We start from the raw sequence: 18932 nt of genomic DNA, 5'->3' as shown, positions 1-18932 counted from the left end.
TATTCAGGAATCGATCATGCCCGTGGCCAAATCCTCGTTCGACATCAGCGCCAATTTCGACAGCGGCAACATTCAAGTCATCGACCTCAGCAATCCGCTCAGCCCGGTTCTGGCAATTCGCCCGGATACCCGCAGTGCACATTTTCAATGGTTCCACTTCAAGGCCAGCGGTCTGCATGTCGGTCAGGAACACTGGTTCCGGCTGATCAACGCCAGCCAGTCTTCGTATAACAAAGCGTGGACCGGCTACCAGGCCGTGGCGTCCTACGATCACGTCAACTGGTTCCGCATTCCGAGCATTTTCGAAGGCGACTCCTTGCGTTTCTGCCTCGAAGCCACCCAGACCCACGCCTGGTTCGCCTATTTCGAACCTTACAGCCGCGGCCGCCACGACTGGCTGATCGAGCAGGCGCTGAGCAAGGCCGGCACGCAATTGCTGGCCACGGGCAAGAGCGTCGAAGGCCGTGACATCCAGTTACTGCGCAAAGGCAACGGCGGCGAAAGCCAGCGCAAGGTCTGGATCATCGCTCAGCAGCATCCGGGCGAGCACATGGCCGAGTGGTTCATGGAAGGCGTGATCGAGCGCCTGGAAAGACACGACGATCCGGTGCTGAACAAACTGCTGGCCAGCGCCGATCTGTACCTGGTGCCAAACATGAACCCGGACGGTGCCTTCCACGGTCATCTGCGCACCAACGCCATGGGCCAGGACTTGAATCGCGCCTGGCAGAACGCCAGTCAGGAAATCAGCCCCGAAGTACTTTTCGTACAGCAGCAAATGGAAAAGTATGGCGTCGATCTGTTCATCGACGTACACGGCGACGAGGAAATCCCCCACGTCTTCACCGCCGGTTGCGAAGGCAATCCGGGCTTCACGCCGCGCCTCGAAAAGCTCGAGGAGCACTTCCGCACGCACCTCAAGCACACCACCAGGGATTTCCAGACCCAATACGGCTACACCCGCGACGAACCGGGCCAGGCCAACATGACCCTGGCCTGCAACAGCGTCGGGCAGAAATACGACTGCTTGTCGCTGACACTGGAAATGCCGTTCAAGGATCACGACGACCACCCCGACAACATCACCGGCTGGTCGGGCAAGCGCTCGAAACAATTGGGCAAGGATGTGCTGACGACCGTTGCCGACATGGTCGATATCCTGCGCTGATCCCCTGCCCTCGCGGGACCGCAACAAGGCGCATCGACTCGATGCGCCAGTCGTGCAGATCAGCCGCGATCGCGACCGCGCAACATGCTGTCGAGCACTTCGTCGCGCCGTATCCAGCCGTGAAACAGCGCTGCCGCCAGATGCACCAGCACCGTCAGAAACAGCAGATAGGCCAGATAGCCGTGCGCTTTGCGCAGCAGCGCAAACAACTGCGCATCGGCGGGTAAGATGGCGGGCAATTGCAACGCCGTACCGAGCATCACCGGCTCGCCCGAGGCGCTGATCATCGCCCAGCCGAGCAACGGCAACACCAGCATCAATCCATACAACAACCAATGTGAAGCCTTGGCCGCCAGCGCTTGCCAGTCCGGCAGATCAGCCGGCAGCGGCGGCTGACGGGTGCTCCAGCGCACCAACAGACGGACGATCACCAGTGCCAGAATGGCAATGCCCAGCGGCTTGTGCAGATGGATCAGCCATTCATGCCGCTCGGACACCGATGTAACCATGCCGGCACCGATAAACAGCATGGCGATGATCATCACGGCCATCAGCCAGTGCAGCAGCCGCGCCAGCAAAACGAAATGGGTCGGTTGGGTGCTCATGGGCGAGCCTCCTGTTTGGCGGCGGGCAACTGGCTGACTTCGCTGGTCCGGCGCAGGTAGGAATCGGCATAGCCGGCCGATCGGGCGGCGAGCAACGGGTCGTCGGAACCTTGAATGCCGGCCGGCAATACCAGCGGATCGTAGTTGATGTCACGGCACTCGCCGCTCAGCTGCGGTTGGGTTTTCTCCAGCACCAACGTGCCGGCATTCAACACTTTGCGCTCGGCGGGCCAGTTCTTGCTGGCGTCGTTGACCGGATCCTCAGGATTGGCGAGGGTGATATTCAATTGAAAACGCAGTGGCCCCGATGCCAGGCGTTGCACCAGATCCTTTTCGAGGAAATCGCCGCCCTCGGGCGCGGTAGCACCGGCAGCGTCGCGCGCAACGGGGGCCATGCTCCAGCGCACCGCCTGTTTCTTGCCGTTACCGTCGACCAGATAAAACGCGTTGACGCTGTTATAGGTTTCGGTGGCGTAACTGGCCGACGGTTTGGCCGTCTTGATCCAGGTCAGAAAGGGCACTGCTTCCGGGTGCGCGGCGAAGAACGCCGGGACCTTTGTCGGGTCCGGTTTACCGGTGGCCGGGTCCGGCGACTGCGCCTGCTGCAATTGATAGAAGGCCTCCGGCGTGCCGACCGGAAACACCGGCATGCTGTTCATGCCGGTACGCCACTGTTGGCCGTTGGCTTGGGTGAAACGCAACGCCAGACTGCGGATCGGCACGCTGCTGTCCGGCGCGTAGGGATTGCCCGACGGTAGTGCGAAACGCCCGACCACCGGCGTTTGCGCCTCGTTGAATACTTGTGCGGTGGAGAACGCACGCGCCTCGCCACTGCTCTCGAAATGGCCGATCACGCACACGCCTTTGCCGTGGTTGCGGCGAAAACCGGGATGCACACCGTTGTTCTTTTCCAGCACATCCACCAGCGCTTTTGGCGTTAGCCGTTGTGGGTCAAGGTTGCCATGCACGTAGGCAAACGCCCCGGCCACAGCGGCGACAACCACGGCAATACCGCCCAGGCGCAATATCAGGCTCGCGGCAGACAAGGGTGGGCGCCGCGGCTTGCCGGGCGGCGCAGTATCGGGAGAAGAGCGATCAACCATGAAAGGCTCCAGGGCCAGCGGCCGCAAGTAGGAAGAATCAGCAAGACGCACCCCATCGGGATTTATTCCACGCGTCGGTATTTATTTTTCCGAACGTGGAATAACCTCCAGCGACGGGCGTCTTCCTAGTCCACAGCGTAGTGAATGGCAGCACTTGATGAGCGAATTCGATGAACAGCTGCGAGAAATCATTCCCCGATTGCGCCGCTTCGCCGTGTCACTGACACGCAACAGCAGCAGCGCCGACGATCTGGTCCAGGCCAGTCTGGAACGGGCACTGTCGAGTTGGGGTGAAAAACGCGCCGACGGAGACCTGCGCGCCTGGTTGTTTGCGATCCTGTACCGGCAGTTTCTCGACGCGCACCGCCGCTCTCGACGCTATGCGCGGATGCTCGAGTTTTTCACCGGTCGCGACGACACCGAACCGTCGGTGGAGCGCACCGTGATCGCTCAATCAACCCTGCAAGCCTTCGACCGTTTGCCCACCGAACAGCGCGCGCTGCTGCTGATGGTCTCGGTCGAAGGCCTGTCCTATAAAGAGGTCGCCGAGATTCTCGGCGTCCCGCTCGGCACCGTGATGTCGCGCCTGTCCCGCGCCCGCCAGGCCCTGCGCCAATTGAGCGACGGCGAAATCAGCAGCCCTTCTTTGCGGATACTCAAATGATCAGCCTGCCTCCCAACGAGCGTGATCTGCACGCCTACGTCGACCATCAGCTCAGCGACGCCGACCGGCGTGTGCTGGAAACCTGGCTGGCCAGCCACCCGGACGAAGCGGCGCAGGTTCGCGCCTGGCAACACGATGCCCAGCAACTGCGCGCAGCGCTGAGCGGTGCGTTGCAGCAGCCGGCCAATCCGGCGCTTGATCCGGCATTGATTCGCCAGCGCCGCCAGCGTCAGTCACGGCGCCATCTGGCCAGCGCGGCGCTGCTGCTGATCGCCGTCAGCATCGGTGGTTTCAGTGGTTGGCAGGCACGGGAAATGACCCTCGTGCGCTCTTCGGTGCTACCGATGACCGATGCCTTGCAGGCCTATCGCCTGATTGCCCAGCAAGGCCTGCTTCCGGCCGATTACCAGGTCGACAATGACGGTGACATGCAGCGCTGGCTCGATCGTTATTTCACCCAGGCCAGCCGCTTGCCGGATCTGACGGCGGCCGGGTTCGAACCGGTCAGCGGACGTCTGCTGAGCACCGATGAGGGGCCGGCGGCGATGGTGATGTACGAAGATCGCAGCGGCCACAAGGTGAGCTTTTATGTGCGCCCGCCGGGACCGAAAAACACCTTTTTGCCGCGCGGCCGGCGCAGCGATGGAGATTTGCAGGCCGAATATTGGTCGGGTGATGGTTACAACTATGCGATGGTCAGCCCGACAGATTTGCCGGCAGCGCAACGGCTCAAACCGTCGCAACCCTTCTGAACGGGATACCGAGTTCCTGTGGGAGCCAGCCTGATGGCTCCCACAAGTTGTATTTCGACAGCCTGCACTCACTCGGTCACCCCCAACGAAAGCGTGGCCGATCAAGCCGCCCTCTGGTTACACTGAACCGCCGCGCCTCCGGGCGCCGGTTTGACGAACACGGAGACCCCGCGAGTGCCTGCCCCACCGCCGAAACGTTCAAAACTGCTGGCGCACTGGCCGGCATTGCGCCGCTGGCTCGGCAAGGGCGTGCCGGCCAGCGCCGGACATGACGCCAATGCCCAGGTCATCCGGGATCATTTTCGAAACAAGGCCCATGAACAGGGCTACACCCTCAGCCACAGCCAGCAGCGCGTCATCGATTGCATGGCGCAACAGGCCAGCCTGTTGTTCGGCGCCAGCGCGCATACGCCGCCGAGCCTGTATCTGTTCGGCGCGGTCGGGCGCGGCAAGAGCTGGCTGCTCGACGGTTTCTTTCAGGCGTTGCCGATCAGCGAGAAACGCCGACTGCATTTCCATCAGTTCTTTGCGCAATTGCACGCGGGCATGTTCCGGCATCGCGGCCAGGACGATGCGCTGGAGGTCACGCTCGATGAACTGCTGGAAGATTGTCGGGTGCTGTGTTTCGACGAATTCCATGTGCATGACATTGGCGATGCGATGCTCATCTCCCGGCTGTTCAAAGCGCTGTTCAAACGGCGGATTCTGCTGCTGGTGACGTCCAATTACCCGCCCGAAGGCCTGCTGCCCAACCCGCTGTATCACGCGCGTTTCAAACCGGTAATCGAGCTGATCCATGCGCGCATGCACGTCATGGAAGTCGGCGGGCCGCATGATTACCGCAGCCAGCAGCGGCATTTTCAACATCAAGTGTTTACCCACGGGCATTACGTATGGCCCGGCACGCCCGCGCAATGCGCAGCACTCGATCTACCGCCGACTGACGCACAGCCCGTTGCGCTGACCGTCGGCACCCGACAGTTTCAGGCACGGTTCTGCACGGATCGACACATCGGTTTCACCTTCAACGATCTGTGCGAACAGCCGACCGCCGTCATGGACTATCTGGAACTGTGTCGACGTTTCGATCATTGGGTCATCGAGGATCTGCCCGAACTGGGCGAATGCCCGATCGCCGCGCAACAGCGCTTCATCAACCTGATCGACGTGCTTTACGACCAGGACAAGCATCTGACACTGATCGGGCGACTGCCACTGCGCGAAAGCCTCGAAGGCGACGCCATCGATCTGGCCCGCACCCGCAGCCGTTTGGGGCAATTGCAAGCAATGCACGACCCGCACTGATACACCACTAATCCCCTGTGGGAGCCAGCCTGCTGGCGATGGCGGTGGGACAGGCAGAACATCAGCGACAGTGAGTCAGCTATCGCCAGCAGGCTGGCTCCCACAGGTTTCGTGGTGCTAAACCGCTTTGCCGTTATCATGTCGCCCCGCGCCGCTCCTTTATCGAAAGCGAACACCTACCATGCACACCCTTGCTCAATTGCGCGCCGGCGAACTGTCGGGCATTACTCGTCTGGACCTGTCGTGTGGCCTGACCGAGTTTCCGCGCGAGATTTTCGCTCTTGCCGACACCCTCGAAATCCTCAACCTCAGCGGCAATGCCTTGAGCCGTCTGCCGGATGACTTGCATCGCCTGAAGCACCTGCGCGTGCTGTTCTGCTCCGACAACCAGTTCACCGAGCTGCCGGCATGTCTCGGCCAGTGCTCAGCGCTGACCATGGTCGGCTTCAAGGCCAACCGCATCGCCAGCGTACCGGCCGCCGCCCTGCCGCCGCTGCTGCGCTGGCTGATTCTCACTGACAACTGCCTCGAGCGTCTGCCGAGCGAACTCGGTGAGCGCCCTGCCCTGCAGAAACTCATGCTCGCCGGCAACCGCTTGCAAGCGCTGCCGCCGTCGCTGAGCCAATGCCATCGGCTCGAATTGATCCGTATCGCCGCCAACCGCCTCACCGAGTTGCCGCAGTGGTTGCTGAGCCTGCCGAGCCTGACGTGGCTGGCCTACGCCGGCAATCCGCTGGAAACCGAGGCGGACGCGGCCGCGCTAGAGGCGACGCCAAAAATCGACTGGTCGGCGCTGCATCTGCAACAGCAACTGGGTGAAGGCGCCTCAGGGGTGATCTCGCACGCGGACTGGCAACGTGACGACGGTTCGCTGACCCCGGTGGCAGTGAAGCTATACAAAGGTGAGATGACCAGCGACGGCTCGCCGCTACACGAAATGAATGCCTGCATCACCGCCGGCCAGCATCCCAATCTGATCCGCATCGAGGGGCGCGTCAGTGGCCACCCTGACGGCCAGCAAGGTCTGGTGATGCAATTGATCGATCCGTCGTTTGCCAACCTCGCCGATCTGCCGAGCCTTGATTCCTGCTCGCGCGACGTCTACGCCGCTGATCGCCGCTTCAGCGCCGAGGTCGCGCTGAACATCGCCAAAGGCATCGCCTCGGCGGCGCAGCATCTGCATCGCCAAGGCATCACCCATGGCGACCTGTATGGGCACAACATTCTGTTGAATCAGCACGGCGATTGCCTGCTCGGCGATTTTGGTGCGGCGTCGTTCCACGCTGTTGAGGACAACCGGCAAACCCGCGCGCTGCAACGCATCGAGGTACGTGCCTTTGGGGTTTTGCTCGGGGAATTGCTCGCGCGCATCGATAGCGGGTTGAGCGGTCGGCAGCGGCTGGCGCTCGAGGCGCTGGAGCAGCGTTGCTGTCAGGCGGATGTGCTGGGGCGGCCGGGGTTCGGTGAAGTGATCGAGAGCCTGGAAACACTGTGACCGCTGCGCGGTCAATCGCGAGCAGGCTCACTCCTACAGAGGATTTGTGTGGTTCGCAAATCCCCTGTAGGAGTGAGCCTGCTCGCGATGAGGCCATGACTGATGAAGAAAAATCAGCCTGCCAGACCGACAAACATATCCTGCACGTCGTCATGGTTGTCGAGGCCTTCGAGGAACGCTTCGACCTCAGCCATCTGCTCGTCGCTCAGACCGCTGACCGGGTTTTTCGGCTGGTAGCCGAGCTTGGCCGAGAGCACGGTGAAACCTTGCTCCGGCAGCGCTTTCTGCACCGCATCCAGATCGGTCGGATCGGTCAGGAACAACGTAGCGCCGTCTTCACCCGGCTCGAAATCCTGCGCGCCGGCTTCGATCGCGGCCATTTCCGGATCGGCGTCCGGACTCTCCGGTGCAGCTTCGATCATGCCGACGTGGTTGAACATCCACGCCACCGAACCGGAAGCGCCCAGTTGGCCCTTACGGAAAGCCACACGAATTTCGGCGACAGTGCGGTTGATGTTATCGGTCACGCACTCGACGATCAGCGGCACCTGGTGCGGGGCGAACCCTTCGTAGGTCACGCGATGGTACTGCACGGTCTCACCCAGCAGACCTGCGCCTTTCTTGATCGCGCGGTCGAGGGTTTCTTTTGGCATCGAGGCTTTCTTGGCCTGTTCGACCACCAGACGCAAATGTGCGTTGGTGGCGGTATCGGCACCGTTGCGGGCAGCGATGGTGATTTCCTTCACCAGTTTGCCGAAGATCTTGCCCTTGGCGTTGGCAGCCGCTTCTTTGTGTTTAACCTTCCACTGTGCGCCCATTACTCACTCTCTTTGATCTGTGGCGCCGAGACATCTATTGTCCGACGCGTGGCGGCAAGTTTATACGGCCTAAAGTCGGCAATCGACCAAAAAAACGCAATGCCGAATCGACAACTTCATCAGACCTTGTAGGGGGATTCTGAAAAACGTCTTTGACATGACCATTCCGCTCTGCGGTTTCGTACCCTCTGACTCCCGTATTGCCTGACAGAGCCTGTGCGAATGCTCAATGACAAGGAAAGTCCTTTTACCCTGACCCTGACCGACAGTGGCCTGAGCCTGCCAGTGGTGGGTTTCGACGGCGAGGAAGCGCTCAACCAGCCCTATCGTTTCGACCTTGAACTGATCGGCCTCGCCCCCGCCATGGCACCGGGCGCGCTTTTGCAGCAACCGGCCTTTCTGCGTCTGGACGAGCAGCACGGGATTCATGGCGTGATCGACAGTGCCAGTTTCGAATATCGTGGCACGCACCGGATCGGTTATCGACTAAGCCTGGTGCCGCACCTGCACCGGTTGGCACAACCGCAAAAACGGCGGGTGTTCGTGCAATTGAGCGTGCCGCAGATTTTTCAGCAGGTGCTCGCTGAAAACGCTTTGGTCGCAGACGATTACCGGATCGAAATGACGGTCGGTCATTACCCGCTGCGGCCATTTTGCATCCAGTACGAGGAAAGCGATCTGGCGCTGCTCAACCGGCTCTGCGAAGAAGAAGGCATTCACTATCACTTCGAACATGGCGCCGACGGCCATGTCGTGGTGTTCGCCGATGACAGCCTGAGCCTGCCGCAAACGCCGGTATCAGTGCGTTTCAAGGCCGGCGAACAGACGCCTTCGCCGTGCATCAGCGCCCTGTACCAGCACCATCACGCTGCACCGATCTGCGCGCTGCGAACGGTGCATGATCGCGGCCAACCGGCCAGCAGCGACGCCGCGGCCAATCAACGAATGGCCGATCCACCGCCCAGACCTGCACCTGAACAGCGCCACCATGAACAGCGCAGCCGCCGTCATCTGCAACGTCAGCGCGGCCAGCAGCGCACGATCAACGGCCGCAGCGACCAGAGCGGTTTGTTCAGCGGCGACCTGCTGCAAGTCTCGGCGCATCCGCTCAGCCATTTCAACGAGCAATGGCGAATCACTGCGATCCGTCATCGCGGGCAGCATCCTTCGATTCTCGACCCAAGCCCAAGCGTGCACCGCTACCACAACGATTTCTGCGCGCAGCCGTGGTCGAGCGATTTTCGCCCGGCGCTCAAACAACCGCGGCCGAGCATTGCCGGTTTTCATCTGGCCCGAGTCGTGGGCAGCAGCGGGCAACCGGCGCAACTGGACGAATACGGCCGCGTCGCCATCAGCCTGTGGCCGGCGGCGCAGGCGCCAATGCACGATCGCGACACGCTCTGGCTGCCCGTCGCCATGACGCGCACCCAGCGCCGCCTTACGTCGGCCGATCTGCCCTGCGCCGGCAGTGAAGTGTGGGTGAGTTTCCTCGATGGCGATCCGGATCGGCCGATCCTGTGCCTGGGCAATTCACCCGACCCGGCGCCCCGCCCGCCACCGCCGGCCCGCGACAACGGCTTGTTGCTCGACTGGCTGCTCAACCGCGCCGAACCGTGACTGACGCGCTCACCGGCCCCATCGCCCGCAGGCTAGCTGCCCAAAGGGATATTGCGTCGTTCACAAAACCTGTGGGAGCCAGCCTGCTGGCGATTGCAATCGCCGCGGTCTGCTCAGGCTGGCGCCAGATCGAAAAACGCCTGAATCAAGCGCAACTCCCGTCTTCGCTCCATGCAGCCGATCATGTGCCGGTTCACCAGCCCTGGCCCGCCAATCGGAACCGCTACCACCCGTGGGTCGTGGCTGACTTCCACCGAGGACACCACGCCCACGCCCAACTCGGCGGCGACGGCTTCGGTCACCGCTTCGCGACTGTCGAGTTCCAGCAGCACGCGCGGCTGGATCGACGCCTGCGAGCAGGCCCGGTCAAAGGTGCGCCGGGTAATCGAGCTCGGCTCACGCAATACCATGATCACCTGATCGAGTTCTTTGAGCGGCACCTCCCCGCCGCGCAGTGCCCATGGATGCCCGGCCGGCACCAAGGCGCAGATCCGCGACTCGCTCAGGCCTTGCAAATGCACACCTTTGCGCGGCTCGACCTCGGTCAGCACCGCGACATCCGCATGCTCGGACAACAGCGCCGCCAACGTTTCCTGAGCGTTGCCCAGGCGCAGATTTACGGTGATGCCGGGATACCGCGCACGCAGGCTGGCGAGCATCGGCATCACCAGGTGCGGGCCGTCCGCTGCCACCTCAAGCCGACCGGTGAGCAGTTGCCGGTTGGCTTCGAGCATCGTCTGCGCCTCTTCGGCGAGGCCGAACATCGCACGGGTGATCGCGGCGAGTCGGGTGCCTTCCTCGGTCAGCTCCACCCGACGCGCGGTGCGCCGCAACAGGGTGATCTGGTAGTGCTCCTCCAGCGCCTTGATGTGCCCGGTGACCGCTGGCTGGCTGATGAACAAGCGCGCAGCGGCGCGGGTGAAGCTGCCTTCACGGGCGACGGCGTCGAAGGCGCGCAGCTGGAACAGGTTCATGAATAACCCTCACTGATGGCTGGCATAACAACAAACAATTTGATTGATGCAACGGCGAATTGCAACGTATGCCCCGTAGCTTCATCCCCAGCGCAACCCGAGGACACCCGCATGAGTATCGCCGACCCCATCCTGCTCACCCCCGGCCCGTTGACCACTTCGGCCCGCACTCGCCAGGCGATGCTGATCGACTGGGGCTCCTGGGATGACCGCTTCAATCAACTGACCGTCAGCCTGTGCGAGCAATTGCTGGCAATCCTCAATGGCGCCGCGACCCACCACTGCGTGCCGTTGCAGGGCAGCGGCACCTTCGCCGTCGAAGCGGCCATCGGCACGCTGGTGCCGCGTGACGGCAAAATCCTGGTGCTGATCAACGGTGCCTACGGCAAACGGCTGGCAAAAATCTGCGAAGTGCTCGGGCGCTCGTTCAGCACCTTCGAAACTGCCGAGGACGAGCCGACCACAGCCGCCGACGTCGACCGTCTGCTGCGCGCCGACAGCTCGATCACCCACGTCGCGCTGATCCACTGCGAAACCAGCACCGGTATTCTCAACCCGCTGGCGCAGATCGCGCAGGTCGTCGAGCAACACGGCAAGCGCCTGATCATCGACGCCATGAGCTCGTTCGGCGCGCTGCCGGTGGATGCGCAGAAGGTGCCGTTCGATGCGCTGATCGCAGCCTCCGGCAAATGCCTGGAAGGCGTGCCGGGGATGGGCTTCGTCTTCGCGCGCAAAGAATCACTGGCGGCTGCCGCCGGCAATTCGCATTCATTGGCGATGGACCTGTTCGACCAGCACGCCTATATGCAAAAAACCGGGCAATGGCGCTTCACCCCGCCGACCCATGTGGTCGCGGCGCTGCACGAAGCCTTGCAGCAATACCACGAAGAAGGCGGCCTGCCGGCGCGGCATGCGCGCTATGCCGCCAACTGCCAGGCGCTGATGGAAGAGATGGCCAAACTCGGTTTGCGCAGCTTTTTACCGGCAGCCATTCAGGCGCCGATCATTGCCACGTTCCATGCGCCGAATGACCCGCGTTATCAGTTCAAGGATTTCTACGAACGGGTCAAGGCCAAGGGTTACATCCTTTATCCCGGCAAGTTGACCCAGGTGGAAACCTTCCGCGTCGGCTGCATCGGCCACGTCACCCCGGACGACATGCGCCTGGCTGTCGCGGCTGTCGGTGAGGTGCTGCGCGAGATGGAAGTGCTCGATATCTGAACCCTACACAAATCCCCTGTAGGAGTGAGCCTGCTCGCGATAGCGGTCGTACATTAAACATCTTCGTCGACTGACACGACCTCATCGCGAGCAGGCTCACTCCTACATTTGAAGCGCATTTAAACTCAGGAGTTCTGTTGCCATGCACTACACCCAACCAACCAGGCTGCAAGCCGCGATCCTCGACTGGGCCGGCACCGTGGTCGATTTCGGCTCGTTCGCGCCGACGCAGATTTTCGTCGAGGCCTTTGCCGAGTTCGACGTGCAGGTGTCCATCGAAGAAGCCCGAGGCCCGATGGGCATGGGCAAGTGGGACCACATCCGCACGCTGTGCGATCAGCCGCAGGTCGCCGAACGCTATCGCAAAGCGTTCGGGCGCACGCCGACCGACGATGACGTCACCGCCATCTACAACCGCTTCATGCCACTGCAGATCGAAAAAATCGCCGAGCACTCGGCGCTGATTCCCGGCGCCCTGGAGACCATTGCCAGCCTGCGCGCGCAAGGCATCAGGATCGGCTCCTGCTCGGGATACCCGAAACAGGTGATGGACAAGGTGGTCGAACTGGCCGCGCGCAACGGTTATGTCGCCGATCATGTGGTCGCTACCGACGAAGTGCCGAACGGTCGCCCATGGCCGGCGCAAGCCTTGGCCAACGTTATTGCGCTGGGCATCGATGACGTCGCGGCCTGCGTGAAGATCGACGACACCGTGCCGGGCATTCTCGAAGGCCGCCGCGCCGGAATGTGGACCGTGGCGCTGATCTGCTCGGGCAACGAGCTGGGGCTGGATTACGACGGTTTCCGCGCTTTGGGCAGCGACGAACTGGCCAGCGAGCGCAAGCGCATACACGCGTTGTTCGCCGGTTCGCGCCCGCATTACATGATCGACACCATCAGCGATCTGCCCGAGGTGATCACCGATATCAATCAGCGGCTGGCCAAGGGTGAAATGCCGCAGCAACATTGATTGCGCGAAAAAACACCGGCTGACTGTTTAGGTAGTCAGCGGTGTTTTTGTATTTCAACGATGAGAAAAACTTTAACTTCCGAACTTACTCAGAGATCAGGTTTCCTGCGGCGTCATAGGCCAGTCCATCCGGATATTTGATACTTCCATCCGGAAACTTTGTTGTTCCATCTGCCCAGACAATAAGTCCATCAGCATATTCAATTGTGTCATCGGGCCAGACGATTCGTCCGTCAGGGTACTGCACCCGACCATCCTCATGCTGAATGATGCCATCGGGACGCGTAACCGACGTTTTATCCGCATCGATCAGGCTACCGTCCGACAATGTCGTCGAGCCATCCTGATGTGTCGTGGCGCCAAATGTCTGGATCAAAGCGATCAAAGCTACCGGATCAATATTGACGTTGACTGTCGGCCACGGCATTGGCGGTCGTTTTGTGCTGGCCGGATCAGTCGGGCTGGTCGGGGTCAAAGGTTTGGTAGGTGCCACCGGCCGGGTTGGCGCTTCGGGTTTGGTCGGTGGCTGCGGGCGGGTTGGCGCTACAGGTTTGGTTGGCGTCACCGGGCGGGTTGGCGCTACAGGCGTGGTCGGCTTTACCGGGCGGGTTGGCGTGACAGGCGCGGTCGGCTTTACCGGGCGGGTCGGCGTGACAGGCGCGGTCGGCTTTACCGGGCGGGTCGGCGTGACAGGCTTGGTCGGCGTTGTCGGGCGGGTTGGCGTGACAGGCGTGGTCGGCGTTACCGGGCGGGTCGGCGTGACAGGCTTGGGTGAGGTGACGGAGGGCCGCGGCCGCGGTACAGGCGCCTTGGCCATCGCTTTTTTTACGGTATATCCGTTTGCTTTGCGGGAAACTAAGTTCGTCTTCATAGCTATTAAACTCATGCAATTGAAGTTGGTAATCATGATTCTTGAAAACCTTCATGAATCTGGAGCAAACAGTACCCAGCCTGCTCAACCAACTCAAACACCCAGTAAACACAAGATATAAACAACGAGCCGTTACATTCATTTATTACAAACACGCCGATAACTGTTAATCGAAATAATCTAAAACAACCAAGAATGATTTTCGCGACATTTCCTGTCCCCGGCTAAAAAACATAAATAGCTCGGAAGAAACATCGCTTGAGGTTAGAGTTGATACAGATCGTCGGATATCGATGGCACAGTCAACCATGCACCATGAGGAAACACCTATGCCGTGGACAAGTTCTGAATCGCGCTACAGCACCGTCTCGGTTCTGCTGCACTGGCTGATGCTGGTGCTGTTGGTGATGGTTTACGCCAGCATGGAGTTTCGCGGCCTGTTTCCCAAGGGCAGCGGTGGCCGCACGCTGGTTCGCGAAATGCATTACCTGCTCGGCCTGACCGTGTTCGTGCTGGTGTGGTTTCGCCTGCTGGCGCGCAGCCTCGGCCCGGCACCGAAAATCTTTCCCGCATCACCGGCGTGGCAAACGCTGGTGGCGCGGTTGATGCACTGGGCGTTGTACCTGTTCATGATCAGCATGCCGATCCTCGGCTGGCTGATCACCAGCGCCGAGGGCCATCAAGTGATGTTCTACGGCTTCGACCTGCCGCTGCTGGTCGGCGAAGACAAGGCGTTCGCCAAGCAGGTCGAAGGCTGGCATGTGCTGATCGCGACCATCGGTTACTGGCTGATCGGCCTGCATGCGCTGGCGGGGGTTTATCACCATTACGTGGTGCGCGATAACACCCTGCTGCGGATGATGCCCAGGCGCGGCTGAGCGTCAGCGGCCGGCAAGCATGGCGCGCCGGCCCTGCAACCCACCGCTGTGCACGAACAGCAGCCGCGTGCCCGGCGTGAACCGCCCGGCTTCGACCTGCTGCTTGAGCGCCAGCAAGGCCTTGCCGGTGTACAGCGGCTCCAGCGGCACACCGCTGGCCTGCTCGGTCTGCTCGATGAACGCCAGCAAGGCCGGATCGATTTTGGCAAAACCGCCCCGGCTGGCATCGATCAAGCTGTAGCCAGCGCTACCCTGTCCGGCCTGGTGCAGAATCGATTCGACCTGCGCCGCCACGCCGTGATCTTCCGGTACCGCCAGCGCGCCATAGACATGGCGCGCACCGGCCTCGGCGAGCACCAGCCCGGCCAGTGTCGTGCCGGTGCCGCAGGCCAGCCACCAGGCGTGAAAATCGCCCCAGCCCAACGCCGCCAACTGCGCTAGCGCCTGCGTCTGGATGTCAGCACAGCCGCATGCCCCGGCCAATCCTCCGCCGCCCTCCGGCACCGCGTAGAGCTGCGGATATTGCGCTTGCCACGGTTGCCAGAATCCCGGCTTGTGGCGAGCGCGATAACCACCGTAACCCAACCAATGCAGTTGCATGCCGAACGCCTGCAGATCCTCCACCGTCGGCGTTTGCTGCGCATGCCCGCGCAGCAGGCCCACCGTGGCGAACCCCAAGCGTTTGCCCGCCGCTGCCAGCGCGTGCAAATGATTGGAGTGCGCACCGCCGAGGCTAATAATGCCTTCGGCGCCGGCGCGCTCCGCTGCCTTGAGGTGTTCGGTGAGCTTGAACCATTTGTTGCCGCTGATCAGCGGGTCGATCTGATCGAGGCGCAGGATCGCCACTTCGATGCCGGCAGTTGTCAGCCAGTCCAGGCGCAGGTGTTCGAGAGGGGCTTGGGGTAGCCAGTTGGTGGGGGGTGAAAGCATGAATGCCGGCTCTGTTGCAAAGAGCCGGCATCTTAACAGCCAGGCGCTAAAAATCTGTCAGCGTACGCCAGTCCCTGTGGGAGCGAGCCTGCTCGCGAAAGCGTCGTGTCAGTCGACTTATAAATTGACTGATACTGCGCCTTCGCGAGCAGGCTCACTCCTACAGGTCCGGCGCTGGGCTTAGAGCTCGGCGGCCAGACGCGAGCCTTGGTTGATCGCACGTTTGGCGTCCAATTCTGCCGCTACATCGGCGCCGCCGATCAAGTGCACGTTCTGCCCCGCCTCGACCAAGCCATCGTGCAATTCACGCAGCGGATCCTGCCCTGCGCAAATCACGATGTTGTCCACCGCCAGCACTTGCGGCTCACCGGTTTCGCCGATGCGGATGTGCAGGCCGTCGTCATCAATGCCGAGGTATTCGACGCTGTTGAGCATCTGCACCTGCTTGTTTTTCAGACCGGTACGGTGAATCCAGCCGGTGGTTTTCCCGAGGCCGTCGCCGACCTTGGTTTTCTTGCGCTGCAACAGGAACACTTCACGCGCCGGCGCATGCGGCGCGGCTTTGATGCCGGCAACACCACCGCGGGCCTCAAGTTGCGTATCGATGCCCCACTCCTTCCAGAAGGCCGCACGGTCCTGACTGGTCGCCACGCCTTGATGGACCAGGAATTCGGAAACGTCGAAACCGATACCGCCAGCGCCGATGACCGCTACGCGCTTGCCCACCGGTTTACGCTCGAGAATCACGTCCAGGTAGCTCAGCACCTTGGCATGCTCGACACCCGGAATCGCCGGTACACGCGGGGCGATGCCGGTGGCGAGAATAATCTCGTCGTAACCGCCCTCGAGCAGTTTCGCCACGTCGACGCGGGTGTTCAGGCACACCTCGACATGGGTGGTCTGCAACTTGCGCTTGAAGTAACGCAGAGTTTCAAAGAATTCTTCCTTGCCCGGCACACGTTTGGCGATGTTGAACTGGCCGCCGATTTCGCTGGCCGAATCGAACAGCGTCACCTGATGACCGCGCTCGGCGGCCACGGTGGCGGCGGACAAGCCGGCAGGGCCGGCGCCGACCACGGCGATTTTCTTGATCTGTTGTACCGGCAGGTAATTCAGCTCGGTCTCATGACAGGCGCGCGGGTTGACCAGGCAACTGGTGAGCTTGCCGCCGAAGGTGTGATCGAGGCACGCCTGGTTGCAGCCGATGCAGGTGTTGATTTCGTCGGCTCGGCCTTCAGCGGCTTTATTGACGAAATCCGGATCGGCAAGGAACGGCCGCGCCATCGAGACCATGTCGGCATCGCCCTCGGCGAGAATCTGCTCGGCGATTTCCGGGGTGTTGATGCGGTTGGTGGTGATCAGCGGAATGCTCACCGAGCCGCGCAGCTTGGCCGTGACCTTGCTGAATGCGGCGCGGGGCACTTTCGTCGCGATGGTCGGAATCCGCGCTTCGTGCCAGCCGATCCCGGTGTTGATAATGGTCGCGCCGGCCAGCTCGATGGCTTTCGCCAACATGACGATTTCGTCCCAGGTGCTGCCGCCCTCGACCAGATCGAGCATCGACAGACGGAAGATAATGATGAAGTTCGGGCCCACCGCTTCGCGCACCCGGCGCACGATTTCCACCGGCAGGCGCATGCGGTTTTCATAGCTGCCACCCCAACGGTCGGTGCGGTGGTTGGTGTGCGCGGCGAGGAACTGGTTAATGAAATAACCTTCGGAGCCCATGATCTCGACACCGTCGTACTCGGCAGTCTGCGCCAGCACCGAACAGGTCACGAAATCGCTGATCTGCTTCTCGATGCCTTCCTCGTCCAGCTCCTTGGGCTTGAACGGGTTGATCGGTGCCTGGATCGCACTCGGCGCGACCTGCTTCGGGCTGTAGGCATAACGGCCGGCGTGGAGGATCTGCATGCAGATCTTGCCGCCCGCCTCATGCACCGCACGGGTGACGATACGGTGCTTGAGTGCTTCCTCTTCGGTGGTCAGCTTGGCAGCGCCGGAATACACCCCGCCCTCGTCGTTAGGGCCGATGCCGCCAGTGACCATCAGGCCAACGCCGCCACGCGCACGCTCGGCGAAGTACGCCGCCATGCGCTCGAAACCGCCCGATTTCTCTTCCAGGCCGGTGTGCATCGAGCCCATCAAGGTGCGGTTGCGCAGCGTGGTGAATCCCAGGTCCAGCGGGGCCAACAGGTGCGGGTAATGAGCGGCGGTCATCGGTAACTCCACAACGAGCGATCACGGAAAAAGTTGCGAGCGCTCTGCGGCACTCGTCATTCATGCTCGACAGACTAAGAGCCGCCTCGCTGCGGCTCAATGACCGTAACTGACAACTTATTGATCCAAGTGCGCAGCGCCCCTTGGCAATCGCGGCCATGCGCCCTACCCTAGTCGCCATACCCTGCACCCGGTCGTTGTTGGTTTTCATGCGCAAACTTTTGTACCTGACGTTTTCCATGGCCCTTGTGGCTGCCCTCACCACCTACGCAATGTGGGCGGCGGACCGGCCGGCCGGGCATTACCTGTCGGACCTGCGCATAAAACTGGCGGTCGACCAGGGCACACCCGCCGACCGCGGCAATCTGTTGGGCATCCAGCCCGAACTGTTTCCCACCGACTATCAAAGCCCCGAACGCCTGCACCGCAAACTCGCCGCCTATTTTCAGCAAGCGCAGGAGCAAGGCTTGCTGAACGAAAAAACCGTCGTGGTCTTGCCGGAAAACATCGGCACCTGGCTATTGCTCAGCGGCGAAAAAGACGAGCTGTACCAGGCCCCGACCGTTGACGAGGCGATGAACTGGCTAGCGGCGAGCAACCCGCTGTTGTTCGCCCGCGCCTGGCTGCGTGCCAGCGGCAATGATCGACTCAACGACGCCCATCTGCGCATGAAAGCCAAATCCATGGCCAAGCAATATCAGGCGCTGTTCGGCGGTCTGGCCAAGGAATTTCGCGTGACCCTGGTGGCCGGCTCGATCGTATTGCCAGAACCGGAAATTCGCGATGGCCGGCTCAGACCGGGCAGTGGCTCGCTTTACAACAGCAGCGTGGTGTTCGGCCGCGACGGCGTGCCGCTCGGCCAGCCGCAGCGCCAGATGCACCCGGTGTTCGCTCAGAGTGACGTGATCCAGGCCGAGGACAAAGAACACATCAATGTGGTTCAGACCCCGGCAGGCCGCCTCGGCGTGCTGATCGGCAGCGACAGTTGGTACCCGCAGAACTACCGCACGCTCGACGAGCAGAACGCGCAACTGGTCGCCGTGCCGGCGCAGTTGTTCGGCCAGGACGCATGGAACCAGCCGTGGCGCGGTTATAAAGGTTCGAGCACTCCCGGTTCGGTGAGCCTCAAGCCCGGCGAAGTCACTGAAGGCCAGGCCTGGCATCGACTGACCTTGACCGCCCAGCCACCGAGCAGCCGCGCGATCGCTGGCGTCAGCGTATTCCTGCGCGGGCAGTTCTGGGACAAGGCCAGCTCCGGCCAGAGTTTTATCAGCAGCAGCGGCCAGCATTTTGCCGATGGCGATGCCCGTGGCGCGCGTCTGCTGAATATCTGGTTGTAAG

18 protein-coding genes are annotated in these 18932 nt (G+C 61.7%); 11 read left to right on the top strand and 7 right to left on the bottom strand.

Features of this window, described 5'->3' with window-relative positions; all coding sequences use genetic code 11:
- Positions 1 to 16 precede the first annotated feature (16 nt).
- Complete coding sequence (locus J3P93_RS10285; protein ID WP_434597090.1) at positions 17 to 1168, top strand: M14 family metallopeptidase; 1152 nt, start codon at positions 17 to 19, stop codon at positions 1166 to 1168.
- A gap of 59 nt (positions 1169 to 1227) precedes the next feature.
- Here J3P93_RS10285 and J3P93_RS10280 read toward each other — a convergent pair whose 3' ends face one another.
- Positions 1228 to 1773: a cytochrome b gene (locus J3P93_RS10280; RefSeq protein WP_434597089.1), complete on the bottom strand. Its 546-nt coding sequence runs from the start codon at positions 1771 to 1773 to the stop codon at positions 1228 to 1230.
- Positions 1770 to 2876, bottom strand: a complete 1107-nt coding sequence (locus J3P93_RS10275; protein ID WP_434597088.1) for a catalase family peroxidase — start codon at positions 2874 to 2876, stop codon at positions 1770 to 1772. Before J3P93_RS10275 ends, J3P93_RS10280 begins: the two co-directional genes overlap by 4 nt.
- Positions 2877 to 3033: 157 nt before the next feature.
- Between J3P93_RS10275 and J3P93_RS10270 the strand changes: the two genes are divergently transcribed.
- The 4 genes from J3P93_RS10270 to J3P93_RS10255 all read left to right on the top strand — a co-directional run bounded on the left by J3P93_RS10270 (position 3034) and on the right by J3P93_RS10255 (position 7092).
- The gene (locus J3P93_RS10270; RefSeq protein ID WP_434597087.1) at positions 3034 to 3540 is read left to right on the top strand and encodes an RNA polymerase sigma factor; all 507 of its coding nucleotides are present in this window, start codon (positions 3034 to 3036) and stop codon (positions 3538 to 3540) included.
- The gene (locus J3P93_RS10265) at positions 3537 to 4292 is read left to right on the top strand and encodes an anti-sigma factor family protein (RefSeq protein ID WP_434597086.1); all 756 of its coding nucleotides are present in this window, start codon (positions 3537 to 3539) and stop codon (positions 4290 to 4292) included. Before J3P93_RS10270 ends, J3P93_RS10265 begins: the two co-directional genes overlap by 4 nt.
- Before the next feature lie 174 nt (positions 4293 to 4466).
- Complete coding sequence (gene zapE / locus J3P93_RS10260; RefSeq protein WP_434597085.1) at positions 4467 to 5597, top strand: cell division protein ZapE; 1131 nt, start codon at positions 4467 to 4469, stop codon at positions 5595 to 5597.
- A gap of 181 nt (positions 5598 to 5778) precedes the next feature.
- Positions 5779 to 7092 carry a leucine-rich repeat-containing protein kinase family protein gene (locus J3P93_RS10255; protein ID WP_434597084.1) on the top strand — a complete coding sequence of 438 codons (1314 nt, stop codon included), beginning with the start codon at positions 5779 to 5781 and terminating at the stop codon, positions 7090 to 7092.
- 113 nt (positions 7093 to 7205) lie between these two features.
- On the opposite strand, the gene J3P93_RS10250 is transcribed toward J3P93_RS10255, so the two are convergent.
- Complete coding sequence (locus J3P93_RS10250; protein WP_203418660.1) at positions 7206 to 7910, bottom strand: YebC/PmpR family DNA-binding transcriptional regulator; 705 nt, start codon at positions 7908 to 7910, stop codon at positions 7206 to 7208.
- A 222-nt stretch (positions 7911 to 8132) separates the two neighbouring features.
- Here J3P93_RS10250 and J3P93_RS10245 point away from each other — a divergent pair, with 222 nt between their 5' ends.
- Positions 8133 to 9527, top strand: coding sequence for a type VI secretion system Vgr family protein (locus tag J3P93_RS10245; RefSeq protein ID WP_434597081.1), 1395 nt, complete (start codon positions 8133 to 8135; stop codon positions 9525 to 9527).
- A 113-nt stretch (positions 9528 to 9640) separates the two neighbouring features.
- Here J3P93_RS10245 and J3P93_RS10240 read toward each other — a convergent pair whose 3' ends face one another.
- Entirely contained in the window at positions 9641 to 10501 is an 861-nt protein-coding gene (locus J3P93_RS10240; RefSeq protein WP_434597079.1) for a LysR substrate-binding domain-containing protein, read from the bottom strand.
- Between the two features lie 111 nt (positions 10502 to 10612).
- On the opposite strand from J3P93_RS10240, the gene J3P93_RS10235 reads away from it, so the two are divergent.
- Both J3P93_RS10235 and phnX read left to right on the top strand, forming a co-directional pair.
- Positions 10613 to 11722 carry a 2-aminoethylphosphonate--pyruvate transaminase gene (locus J3P93_RS10235; RefSeq protein ID WP_434597077.1) on the top strand — a complete coding sequence of 370 codons (1110 nt, stop codon included), beginning with the start codon at positions 10613 to 10615 and terminating at the stop codon, positions 11720 to 11722.
- A gap of 142 nt (positions 11723 to 11864) precedes the next feature.
- A complete protein-coding gene (gene phnX / locus J3P93_RS10230; protein WP_434597076.1) occupies positions 11865 to 12692 on the top strand; it encodes a phosphonoacetaldehyde hydrolase in 828 nt (275 codons plus the stop codon).
- 85 nt (positions 12693 to 12777) lie between these two features.
- On the opposite strand, the gene J3P93_RS10225 is transcribed toward phnX, so the two are convergent.
- Complete coding sequence (locus tag J3P93_RS10225; protein ID WP_434597074.1) at positions 12778 to 13119, bottom strand: hypothetical protein; 342 nt, start codon at positions 13117 to 13119, stop codon at positions 12778 to 12780.
- Here J3P93_RS10225 and J3P93_RS10220 point away from each other — a divergent pair.
- Both J3P93_RS10220 and J3P93_RS10215 read left to right on the top strand, forming a co-directional pair.
- Entirely contained in the window at positions 13094 to 13684 is a 591-nt protein-coding gene (locus J3P93_RS10220) for a hypothetical protein (protein ID WP_434597072.1), read from the top strand. The genes J3P93_RS10225 and J3P93_RS10220 overlap by 26 nt on opposite strands.
- A 208-nt stretch (positions 13685 to 13892) precedes the next feature.
- Positions 13893 to 14441 (top strand): cytochrome b, encoded by a 549-nt coding sequence (locus J3P93_RS10215; RefSeq protein ID WP_434597070.1) that lies wholly within the window; start codon positions 13893 to 13895, stop codon positions 14439 to 14441.
- 3 nt (positions 14442 to 14444) lie between these two features.
- Here the strand turns inward: J3P93_RS10215 and J3P93_RS10210 are convergent, their stop codons facing one another.
- Both J3P93_RS10210 and J3P93_RS10205 read right to left on the bottom strand, forming a co-directional pair.
- The gene (locus J3P93_RS10210; RefSeq protein WP_434597068.1) at positions 14445 to 15371 is read right to left on the bottom strand and encodes a 1-aminocyclopropane-1-carboxylate deaminase/D-cysteine desulfhydrase; all 927 of its coding nucleotides are present in this window, start codon (positions 15369 to 15371) and stop codon (positions 14445 to 14447) included.
- 180 nt (positions 15372 to 15551) lie between these two features.
- Positions 15552 to 17591, bottom strand: a complete 2040-nt coding sequence (locus J3P93_RS10205; protein WP_434597066.1) for an FAD-dependent oxidoreductase — start codon at positions 17589 to 17591, stop codon at positions 15552 to 15554.
- A gap of 209 nt (positions 17592 to 17800) precedes the next feature.
- On the opposite strand from J3P93_RS10205, the gene J3P93_RS10200 reads away from it, so the two are divergent.
- Positions 17801 to 18931, top strand: a complete 1131-nt coding sequence (locus tag J3P93_RS10200) for a nitrilase-related carbon-nitrogen hydrolase (protein ID WP_434597064.1) — start codon at positions 17801 to 17803, stop codon at positions 18929 to 18931.
- Position 18932 lies beyond the last annotated feature (1 nt).

Origin of the sequence: Pseudomonas sp. R3-57, from assembly GCF_051132065.1 — a bacterium.
GTDB lineage: Bacteria > Pseudomonadota > Gammaproteobacteria > Pseudomonadales > Pseudomonadaceae > Aquipseudomonas.
Note: the sequence above shows the minus strand (reverse complement) of the source record. Positions and strands in the feature narration are given on the sequence as shown.